Here is a 10,297-nt window from a genome sequence, read left to right as displayed (position 1 = left end):
CAGTATAGGTAGGGGATGCCGAGTAAGTTTGCCTAAAATGACGAGTTGCTTGCCTGATTTGCCTTAATGCCTGAAATAACGAATTGAAATGCTTTTGTGAAATGTTTTCTAATGATGAAATCTATTAATACACTGATAAATAAGACATATTTTTATATATTTGAAGAGGGTGCCTTTGTGGGATCCAACAGGTTTTAGTGTTGGTTAAGTGCTTGCTCTGTCATTGTTTTCCCCAAATTGCCAAACAGTTGCAACCAGTCGGTGACAAACACATAAGAACCAAATGGCTCTTCTATCATAGTTTTCCTGAGCTTTTTTTAGCGCTTATCTGGTGGATATTCAAGCTATGGTCTGGTGGCTGCGACCACTGTTTTTCGATAGTCAGAACAAACAAGTGTCTCCTTTGACATATTTCCTATCCAATCCCCATTCAGGTTTCTTGGCCAAAAAGCCAGCTTTTCCTTTGAGTTGTGTCGTTTAAACGCAGAGCTTCACATAACTGCAATCTTGATTAATCAAATCTGTCATCTGGATCCCTGACAATCAGGCCGCTTTATTTTTAATAGCGAACAATTTACTTCAACCCAATACGGATGATGAAAGTGATGAAAAATAGATTAGCTGCGTTGATCTCTTGCAGCCTGGTAACCATGGCGGCCAACAGCGCCGTGTTACCCAGTGTTCAAACTGACAGCCATTGGTATAAGGAAAGCGCCCAGCGGGTGTCAGACAAGGCTACATTAGAATCAAAAGCAAAAGCCAAAAACGTCATTTTGTTTGTCGGTGACGGTATGGGGATCTCCACCTTGACTGCTGCGCGTATCTACCAAGGGCAGCAGCTGGCCGGTAACCAGGGTGGTGAAGAGAACTTCCTGAGTTTTGAGAAGTTTGACCATACCGCATTGATCAAGACCTATAACACCAACCAGCAAACACCGGACAGTGCAGGCACCATGACGGCCATTGCGACCGGGGTAAAGTCCAAAGCGGGGGTGATTTCGGTATCCGAACAGAGCCTTCGTGGCAACTGCCTGTCATCCAAAGGCAATGAGCTGGTGACTCTGGTGGATCTGGCCAATGCCAAAGGCTTATCTACCGGTGTGGTGAGCACTGCACGTATCACCCACGCCACTCCGGCAGCAACCTATGCCCATAGCCCGGAGCGCGACTGGGAATCTGACGCCAACCTGCCTGCCGAGGCGGTAGCCAACGAGTGTAAAGATATCGCCTACCAGATGGTGATGCGCGATAAAGACAATGCCCTGTCAGTCGCCCTGGGCGGAGGTCGCCGCGCCTTTATCCCTGAAACAGTGACTGATGGCGAGAACAAGAAAGGGCAGCGTAAGGATGGCCTGGACTTGACCAAGGCTTGGGTCGACAACCTGGACAACGCCGCCTTTGTATGGAATAGCGCAGAGTTTGATGCCATAGATGCCGGCACTACAGATCACCTGCTGGGCTTGTTCAACTCCTCCCATATGGAATATGAAGCGGACCGCGCCGATGATGTGGGCGGCGAACCTTCATTGACTGAGATGACAGCAAAATCTCTCGAGATTTTGCAGAAGAACGACAAGGGCTATCTGCTGATTGTCGAGTCGGGTCGTATCGACCATGGTCACCACGCCGGTAACGCCAAGCGCGCCCTGGCCGATGCGGTGGAACTCTCCAACGCCGTTAAGGCGGCGGTCGAAAACACCAACCCGGAAGAGACGCTCATTCTGGTCACCGCCGACCACAGCCACGTGTTCACCATCGCAGGTTATCCGAAGCGGGGTAACCCCATTCTTGGTCTGGTGCACGGCGTAGATGGAAACCTTTCTACTGCCCTTGATGGTAAGCCATACACCACCTTGGGTTATACCAATGGCCCGGGCGCAGTTGTGGGGAACCGTGACGACCTGACCTCAGTGGACACTCAAGACAAAGACTTTATGCAACAAGCTCTGATTCCTATGGGAAGTGAAACCCACGCCGGTGAAGACATCAGTCTGCACGCCACAGGCCCCGGCGCCAACCTGGTGCAGGGTGTAATGGAGCAGAACGTGATTTTCCACATTATCAATCAAGCCCAAGAGCTTGGCGGTACTAAGTATTAATTGGGAGCAAGGAAATGAATAAGAAATTACTGGTACTGTCTTTGGCCGCGATTCTCGGCTTGGCGGCCTGTGGAAGTGACGGTGACAACGGCAAGGACGGCACCGCAGGCACTCCGGGCACGGATGGAAGCAACGGCAGTGACGGAAAAGACTGGACCGCCGTTAATCAATGGTATGTCGATGGTCAAAACCGCGTCACCAAGGCGTCCAATATGAGCAATAACACCCAGGCGGGTGCGGCGAAAAACATCATCTTGTTTGTCGGCGATGGCATGGGCGTTTCAACTGTGACGGCTGCGCGGATCCTCGATGGTCAGCTTAAGGGGCAGACCGGAGAGGAAAACTCACTCTCCTTTGAGACTCTGCCTTATCTTGGCCTGGCCAAGACATATAATGTCGATGGTCAAACCCCGGATTCGGCCGGCACCATGACGGCCATGGTCACCGGGGTGAAGACGGACGTTGGCGTGATCTCACAGGCTGAAGGTGTCGAGCGCGGTGTCTGTTCCTCCACCAGCGGTCAAAACCTGGTGACTTCGCTGGAACTGGCCGCCATGGCGGGTATGGCTACCGGTGTGGTTTCGACCGCACGTATCACTCACGCTACCCCGGCTGCCACTTATGCCCATGTGCCGGATCGCGACTGGGAAGCGGACAGCAACTTGCCGGCCGAAGCCGTCAGCAACGGCTGTAAAGACATTGCCGCCCAGATGCTGGACTTCAATAACGGCAAAGGGATCAATGTGGTTATGGGCGGTGGTCGCCGCGCCTTTATTCCCAACACCACTATCGATCCTGAAGGCAAAGCGGGTAAGCGTAACGATGGTCGCGATCTGACCGCCGAGTGGTTGTCTCAGTATCCCAACGCCAGTTACGTTACCGACCGTGACAGCTTCCTGGCGATGGATAGCGGCACCACAGAGCATGCGCTGGGGCTGTTTAACTCCTCTCACATGGAATATGACTACGACAGAGTGGAGGCCGGAGTCACCGGCGAGCCTTCTCTGGCAGAGATGACGGCCAAGAGTATCGATATTCTGAAAAAGAACGACAAAGGCTTTGTTCTGATAGTTGAAGCCGGTCGTATCGACCACGCTCACCATGCCGGTAATGCGGCCCGAGCTCTGTACGACACCATAGCCTTATCTGAGGCGGTACGTGTCGCCATGGAGAAGACTTCGGCCAATGACACCTTGCTGATGGTTACCGCCGACCACAGCCATGTGTTCACCATCGCCGGCTATCCGACCCGAGGTAATCCTATCCTGGGACTGGTGAAGAGTAACGATGCCAGCGGTCAGCCATCGGTCACCAACTCTACCGATGCCAACGGCATGCCTTATACCACGGTTGGTTATGCCAATGGCCTGGGCTTTGGCTCGCTGGCGACCGGTGGCGATGAGCGTTACAACTATGCCGCCGAGCCTGGTCGGGTGGATCTGAATTACATAGACACCCAGAGTGTGGGGTTCCATCAGGAGGCATTGGTGCCGCTGGCAAGTGAAACCCATGCCGGTGAAGATGTGGCCATCTTCGCTCGCGGCCCGGGTGCCAGCTTGGTCCAGGGTACGGTTGAGCAGAACCACATCTTCCATGTGATGAACTTTGCCGGTGATTTGGTCAATAAGGCCGAGGCCGCCGCGGCGCAATAAGGTTTAGCGTTTCGCAGCCTGATGCCCCTGCTTGCCCCTAGTTTCAGGCAGGGTGTCAGGCTGCTTCTTTGGTTTTAGAGTAATATCAGTAGGTTTATTATGTCCCGAGTAACATTCAAGCCAGCGTTTCCCTTTTTTCACCGCGTAGCGCTTCATATCGCTCCTCGCATAGCTCTTTGCACCGCCCCTCGCGTTTTTTGTCATCCACTTACGTTTTCACTCGCTTTGGGGATCACAGCTTCGCTGGGGCAGTTTGCCATGGCCAATACTTTGTCTGTCAGCAACCAGCCTGGCAGCCAGGAGCAAGCCCATGTTAAAGCGGGCGGCTCAATTGGCGATAATGCTAATGTTTGTGCCGCCAAACCCGGCCGTTTTCAAGCCAGCTATCAGATCACTGTTGGCAGCGGTGAGCAGGCCAGGCAGCAGCAACTGACCTTGACGCGCTTTGACGATACCATCATCTATCAACGCAGCCCTGTCAGCTACGAGGCTTGGCATAAAAATGGCGAGTATGTGCGTTATTTCCCCCAGGAGAAACGCTCTATCAGCTATCGCCGCGGCGATCTCTTGGCGCTGAATATTCACACCGATCTCGATAGGCAGTTTCACCTGATATCGCCTGCTGCCTTGAGTCAATTTGAAAAGGGCCAAAGCCTGCAGGATAGCTGCTTCACCCGTCAGAGCTATTCTTTTAAGAGCAAGAGTCATGAAGAAAGTCATGAGGAAAATCATAGTCATGACGAAGGTCATGAAGAAAACCATAGTCACGCGAACAAAAGCGCCGGTCACGAGCCGCAGTCTATGCAATTGAGCTGGATAAGCGAGCTGGAACTGCCGGCCGAGATGACCATCACTCAAGGTGAGCAGCGTATTGTTTATCGGCTCAGCAAACTGACGCCTGTGAGCCAGGAGGGTTTCAAGCGGCTTACCTCAGGTTTCCAGGACCTCGATTTTGCCGATGTGGGCGACAGTGAGTCAGACCCTTTTATTGCCAAGATGATCACCCAGGGCTTTATTCAACATGGCAGCTCAGGCTTCTACTCGGCAGATGGTCAGCAGCTTGAAGGCGGGCATCACAGCCACTGACATCATAGTCATTGATTAACCCCAGCCACTGATTAACCACAGTTACCGATATAACAAGGGCCTAGTCACAGGACGTTAGTTATCGGCATAACTTATCTGCAGCTCAAAACCCAACTGGGCGAGCTGCTTTTGCTCCCGCTGCAGGTCTTTGGCAAACAGGCTGATGCGTTGACGCGGCTCGGGCAGGCTTATCTGCATCCCTGTTGCCGTGGGTTTTACCCGGGTGATTTTCAAGCTGCGGGCGATACGGCCAAGATTCAGCAACACGGCGAGCCGCAGCAGCGCCATTAGGCGGATGAGGCGTAATTTCTGAGCGGGCTCCAGTTGTGCCAGCGCCTCCAGGTTGGGTTTCTTGCGCTGGTTGCCAATCAGCAGTGCCAGCAGCTGTTGCTGCTCTTGGCTGAAACCGGGCAGATCGCTATGGGCTATGATGTAGGCGCCGTGTTTGTGGTGAGCGCGGGAGTTGATATGGATCCCTATCTCATGCAGTTTCACCGCATGTTCCAGCAGGGAGCGCCAGTGCTCGAGTTGCCAACAGTCGGCCACGGCATCGAATAGCTGTTTGGCGGAAGTGGCCACCTTGGCGGCATGGTTCAAGTCCACATGATAGAGTTTGGCCATGCTCTCGACAGTGCGGCCGCTGACATCACCGAATTGGCTGATCCCAGCAAGTTCGTAAAGTACGCCTTCGCGCAGAGCCCCTTGCGCAAACTGCAACTCGGTGACCGGCAGCCTCTTGAAGAAGCTGATCAGGATAGCCAGCCCCGCCGGTAGCAAAGGCGCACGTTTGCTGTCCACCTGCGGTAGTTCAATTTGATCCACATGCCCCCAGTCCAGCAACTGCTGTTTCAATTGCTTGAGCCTGGGCAGAGTGATGGTTTCATCGTTGAAGAAGTGCTGCATCGCTTCACAGATGGCTTTGACACTGCCTGAGCTGCCGAGAGTGAGGTCCCACTGGCCGCTGAAATATTCCTTGGCCAGTGAGGCAAACTGTTTATCGGCCGCAGCCTGGGCGGCGCGAAAGTTCTCCAGCGTCAGTTTGCCGTCGACAAAGTATTTCTGGTTGTAACTGACGCAGCCACAGCGCAGGCTGGAGAGTATCTGCGCCTGAGTCTTGTGGCCAAGCACCACCTCTGTTGACCCTCCGCCGATATCTATGATGAGGTTGCGCTCTGCCAGCTCCTGGCTGTGGGCTATGCCCTTGTAGATAAGGCGCGCCTCTTCATGGCCGGATACCACTTCGACCGGGTAGGGCATAATGGCCCTGGCCGCCTCGATAAAGGCCTCACGATTGCGGGCGACTCTCAGAGTGTGGGTGGCCACCAGTCTGACTCTGGCCTGATCCAGAGTGGAAAACCTGAGGTTGAAATCCTTGAGGCAGGCGAGACCGCGCGCTATGGCGTCATTATCCAGCCTGTTGTCCTGATCCAGCCCCTCGGCCAACTGTACCAGACGTTTCTCTTTATGCAGGATCTGAATGCTGCCATCCTGCTCGCGGGCTATCACCAGATGAAAGCTGTTGGAGCCCATATCCACGGCGACAAAATGCTTGGGTGTTGCAGTCAAGGTGGTCCTCATTTTGTTATTGCGTCGGTTCCTGGGGCTTGGCCAGATCCAGTTGCCGCTGTTTTTCGTAGTTGCCCAGATACTGATGTATGGCTATCTGGGATCTTACCTTACGCTTGTTGCCCCGCTTACGGTAGGGGTTGGATTGATCTTTGTTGATCACTCGCGCCTTGATGTTGTCGGCAAATTGCAGCGCCAGGGTGTCGAGGATCATCTGCTTCAAGCCGGGATCATATACTGGGGTGCTGACTTCGATACGGTTATCGATATTACGCCCCATCCAGTCGGCGGAGCAGAGAAAGAGTTTGTTTTCGCCGCCTGAGTGGAACAGCATCACCCGCGAGTGCTCGAGGAATCGGTCCACTATGCTGAAGACCTCAATATTGTTGCTGATCCCGGGAATATCGGGAATAAGTGCGCACATGCCGCGAATAAGCAGACGGATTTTGACGCCGGCGCTGGAAGCCTCGTACAGCTTTTGGATCATCGCCTCATCCACCAGATTATTGAGCTTGAGGGTGATGGCGGCCTTGATGCCGCTCTGGGCATTGATGATCTCTTGCTCGATAAGGCCGGTCAGCTTCTGGCGTGCATCATAGGGGGAGACTATCAGGTGTTGGAAGTTATCCCGTCTGTAGGGGTGCTCAATCAACTCAAATACCTGTTCTATCTCGGCGGTAATTTCCTGATTGGCGGTAAACAGTGAAAGGTCGGTATACACCCTGGCCGTGCCCTCGTTGAAGTTGCCCGAGCCAATGTGGCCATAGAGGCGCATTGCACCGGCTTCCTCGCGGCCGATAAGGCACATCTTGGCATGGACCTTCAAGCTTGGGATCCCATGGTGCACCTTGACACCGGCCTCGGCCAGCACCCGGCTCCATTCGATATTGGCCTGCTCATCGAAACGGGCCCTGAGTTCAATCACTGTGGTGACCTGTTTGCCGTTTTTCACCGCATCTATCAGCGACTGGATGATATGGGACTTTCTCGCCACCCGATAGAGGCTGATTTTGATGAACTTGACGGCAGGATCATAGGCCGCCTGGCGCACCAGCTCGGTAAAGTGGGAAAACTTGTGATAGGGGTAATAAAGTATGATATCGCCGCGGCGAATGGCGTCAAACTTGTTGGCGCAGACACTGAATCCGGCGGAGTCCAGTGCCGGAAGCTTGTCGTTTTCCAGGTATTTGCGTCCCGGATTGGGAAAGCCGATAAAGTCCTTGAAACTGTGGTAACGGCCGCCGGGGATAAGGCACTCGGTATTGGAGATATTCAGCTGCGCCGTAAGCATACTCAGCATATGCTCCGGCATCTCTTTGTCATACACCAGACGCACCGGCTCGGCGGTGAGGCGCTTTTTCAGGCCCTTGGTGAGCTTTTCCAGTTGGCTCTGTTCCAGCTCATCAGTGAGATCGAAGTCGGCATCGCGGGTCAGCTTCATGGAGAAGACTTCAATCTCTTCATATTCGAAGAAGGGGGCGAATAGCTCATCGACACAGTGCCTGATTATGTTATCAAGTAAGATCAAATGTTTGCGGCGCTTCGAGGTTTCTGCCGGAAGTTGGATGAAACGTGGCACATTCTTGGTGGGCACTTCCACCAGGGCGTACTGACGCTTTTCCCGGCTGTAGAGGCACACCGCCAGATAAGTGGTGTCATCGTTGATCTGTTTAAACAGCTCGGAGCGATTGCTGAGGATCAGCGGTGCGATATGGCGTTTGAGATGATCCTTGAAATGCTTTTTCAGCCACTGGCTGTGAAAATCACTCAACTGTTTCTCATTGATAAGAAAGATGCTGTGTCTGGCCAGCTCTCGCATCAACTCGCCGTAGATAGTGTCGAAACGCTCTTGCAGTATCAATACCTTGGTTTGGATCTTGGCCATCAAATGGCGGCTGGAATTACGGCCTTCCTGCAGGGTGGATAACAGAATCGAGCGGCGCACCGCAGCAACCCTGACCCGGAAGAACTCATCCATGTTGTTGGAGAATATGCCCAAAAAGCGAACCCGTTCCACCAGAGGCACCAGAGGATCGGCCGCTTCCTGCAAGACTCTTTCATTGAAAGACAGCCAGGAAAGCTCCTTATCCAGAGAAAATTTTTCGACGGACGGTAACACGCTAAGACTCCTCATTAGCAGAATCCGGGCATAGAGAAAGCCCGGCAGATATACAATAACACTCCGATATCCGCTTGTAATCAGTGAATAAAGGCCTGGGGTTATGAGTCCTTGGCCCACATTGGGATCCGGTGGCCCGGCTGGTTCAAACTAGAGTGAATTTATGTCCAGAGCATGACAAGTCTCCATTAAGTCCCCTCTAAATCATCACTAAGGGTTCGAAGAGGTCGATAAATCGCCGTTGTTCAATGGGCTTTGCATGCGGCTTATGTTATGTTGCGCTCTTTTTTCTCGGTCGGTGGACGCAGCTTTCGGGGGCTTTGTCTAGAAAGCAGCATCGAGATCACATAGAGCCCGCGAAAGCAGGAGGACGGAATGTTTGCAGGTTTTGACTATGGCAGTGCCAACTGCGCCATTGGCGTGATGGAGGAGGGCCAGACTCGGCTCTTGCCTCTGGCCGAGGATGGCAACTATATGCCGTCGACCATTTATGCCATGGAGCGGGAACTCATTTCCGAATCTGTGCTGCAGCGCTTGCCTTTGGCGGCCCAGGCTGATTTCAAACCCAAACGCGCCGCCGAGCTGAGTCGCGCCCGAACGGCGCGCCTGGAGCTGGATTTGCTTGCCAACGAGCAAGCGGTATTCATCGGCAATCAGGCGATTGAAACCTATATGGAAATGCCGGAAGAGGGCTTCTATGTTCGCTCGCCCAAGTCCTTCCTCGGCGCTTCGGGCCTGCTCAGCAATCAGATGGCACTGTTTGAAGATATCGTCACCCTGATGATGCAGGAAATTCATACCCGGGCGCAGCAGAGCCTGAAACAGGCGATTTCCCAGGTGGTGATAGGGCGACCGGTTAACTTTCAGGGCATTGGCGGCGAGCAGAGCAACAAGCAAGCCGAGGCCATTTTGACTCTGGGGGCCCGGCGCGCCGGGTTCACCGATGTGGCTTTTCTGTATGAGCCTATGGCGGCTGCCCTTGAGTTTGAGTCGACACTCACCCGGGAGCAGCGGGTGCTGGTGGTGGATATTGGCGGTGGTACCAGCGATTGCTCTTTTGTGCGCATGGGGCCCGAGCTTAAGGACAAGAAAGATCGCAGTGACGACTGCCTGGGCCACAGTGGTCAAAGGGTAGGGGGCAACGATCTGGATATCGCTCTGGCTATGGCCGGTTTTATGCCGCACTTGGGGCTCGGCAGTGCGCTGATCACAGGTAAGCCTATGCCAAGGCAACCCTTCTGGAACGCGGTCGCCGTCAACGATGTCAGTGCCCAGCGGGAGTTCTCTGCCTTGAGTAGTCGCAAGTTGATTGAAGAGCTGCAGCGGGATGCCAAAGAGCAGGCGAAACTTGCGCGCTTATTGAAGGTGCAAAAAGATCAGCTGGGTTATCGTTTGGTGCGCAGTGCCGAGCAGCTTAAAATCGCCCTGAGCGACAGTAAGCAAGCCGCTATGGATATAGGTTTTGTCGAAGCGCCCAAACCGCAGCCCTTGACTGTTAATGTCGATGCCGCCACCTTTGTGGCCGCCATCGATGAATCGCTCGAAACGGTGCACAAGCTCATCACCCAGGCTTTGGCGGAAGGGGGATGTCAGCCGGATGTCATTTATCTCACAGGTGGCAGCGCCAAGAGCCCGTATATTACCGAGCAGATCCGCGCGCGTTTCCCGGATGTGGCTTTGGTCAGTGGCGATCACTTCGGCTCAGTGGTGGCCGGCTTGACCCGCTGGGCCGAGCGCCTGTACCGTTAAATTGCACTTTAATTGAAAGAGGACTC

General features: G+C 53.8%; 7 protein-coding genes. 4 read left to right on the top strand and 3 right to left on the bottom strand.

The genetic code is table 11. The features are described 5' to 3' along the window. Positions 1-596 precede the first annotated feature (596 nt). Together ACF8D4_RS22865 and ACF8D4_RS22860 are read left to right on the top strand one after the other, a co-directional pair. Positions 597-2,099, top strand: coding sequence for an alkaline phosphatase (locus ACF8D4_RS22865; protein ID WP_392465031.1), 1,503 nt, complete (start codon positions 597-599; stop codon positions 2,097-2,099). Positions 2,100-2,113: 14 nt separating this feature from the next. Continuing rightward, a complete protein-coding gene (locus tag ACF8D4_RS22860) occupies positions 2,114-3,751 on the top strand; it encodes an alkaline phosphatase (protein ID WP_392464998.1) in 1,638 nt (545 codons plus the stop codon). Positions 3,752-3,754: 3 nt separating this feature from the next. Here the strand turns inward: ACF8D4_RS22860 and ACF8D4_RS22855 are convergent, their stop codons facing one another. Then, complete coding sequence (locus ACF8D4_RS22855) at positions 3,755-3,907, bottom strand: hypothetical protein (protein WP_392465000.1); 153 nt, start codon at positions 3,905-3,907, stop codon at positions 3,755-3,757. A gap of 102 nt (positions 3,908-4,009) precedes the next feature. Between ACF8D4_RS22855 and ACF8D4_RS22850 the strand changes: the two genes are divergently transcribed. After that, a complete protein-coding gene (locus ACF8D4_RS22850) occupies positions 4,010-4,837 on the top strand; it encodes a hypothetical protein (protein WP_392465002.1) in 828 nt (275 codons plus the stop codon). Between the two features lie 75 nt (positions 4,838-4,912). Here ACF8D4_RS22850 and ppx read toward each other — a convergent pair whose 3' ends face one another. Together ppx and ppk1 are read right to left on the bottom strand one after the other, a co-directional pair. Next, positions 4,913-6,403 (bottom strand): exopolyphosphatase, encoded by a 1,491-nt coding sequence (gene ppx, locus ACF8D4_RS22845; protein ID WP_392465004.1) that lies wholly within the window; start codon positions 6,401-6,403, stop codon positions 4,913-4,915. Between the two features lie 16 nt (positions 6,404-6,419). Next, complete coding sequence (gene ppk1, locus ACF8D4_RS22840; RefSeq protein WP_392465006.1) at positions 6,420-8,537, bottom strand: polyphosphate kinase 1; 2,118 nt, start codon at positions 8,535-8,537, stop codon at positions 6,420-6,422. 360 nt (positions 8,538-8,897) lie between these two features. Between ppk1 and yegD the strand changes: the two genes are divergently transcribed. Further along, a complete protein-coding gene (gene yegD / locus ACF8D4_RS22835) occupies positions 8,898-10,271 on the top strand; it encodes a molecular chaperone (protein WP_392465007.1) in 1,374 nt (457 codons plus the stop codon). Positions 10,272-10,297 lie beyond the last annotated feature (26 nt).

It is taken from the genome of Shewanella sp. YQ_9 (assembly GCF_043103185.1).
In the GTDB taxonomy this organism is placed as follows: Bacteria; Pseudomonadota; Gammaproteobacteria; order Enterobacterales; family Shewanellaceae; genus Shewanella; species Shewanella algae.
The sequence above is the reverse complement of the archived record's forward strand: the minus strand, read 5'-3'. Positions and strand labels throughout refer to the sequence as shown.

Coding starts and splice junctions, on each gene's coding strand:
- ACF8D4_RS22865 (WP_392465031.1), top strand. CDS start 597: ATGAAAGTGATGAAAAATAGATTAGCTGCGTTGATCTCTTGCAGCCTG.
- ACF8D4_RS22860 (WP_392464998.1), top strand. CDS start 2,114: ATGAATAAGAAATTACTGGTACTGTCTTTGGCCGCGATTCTCGGCTTG.
- ACF8D4_RS22855 (WP_392465000.1), bottom strand. CDS start 3,907: ATGAAGCGCTACGCGGTGAAAAAAGGGAAACGCTGGCTTGAATGTTAC.
- ACF8D4_RS22850 (WP_392465002.1), top strand. CDS start 4,010: ATGGCCAATACTTTGTCTGTCAGCAACCAGCCTGGCAGCCAGGAGCAA.
- ppk1 (WP_392465006.1), bottom strand. CDS start 8,537: ATGAGGAGTCTTAGCGTGTTACCGTCCGTCGAAAAATTTTCTCTGGAT.
- yegD (WP_392465007.1), top strand. CDS start 8,898: ATGTTTGCAGGTTTTGACTATGGCAGTGCCAACTGCGCCATTGGCGTG.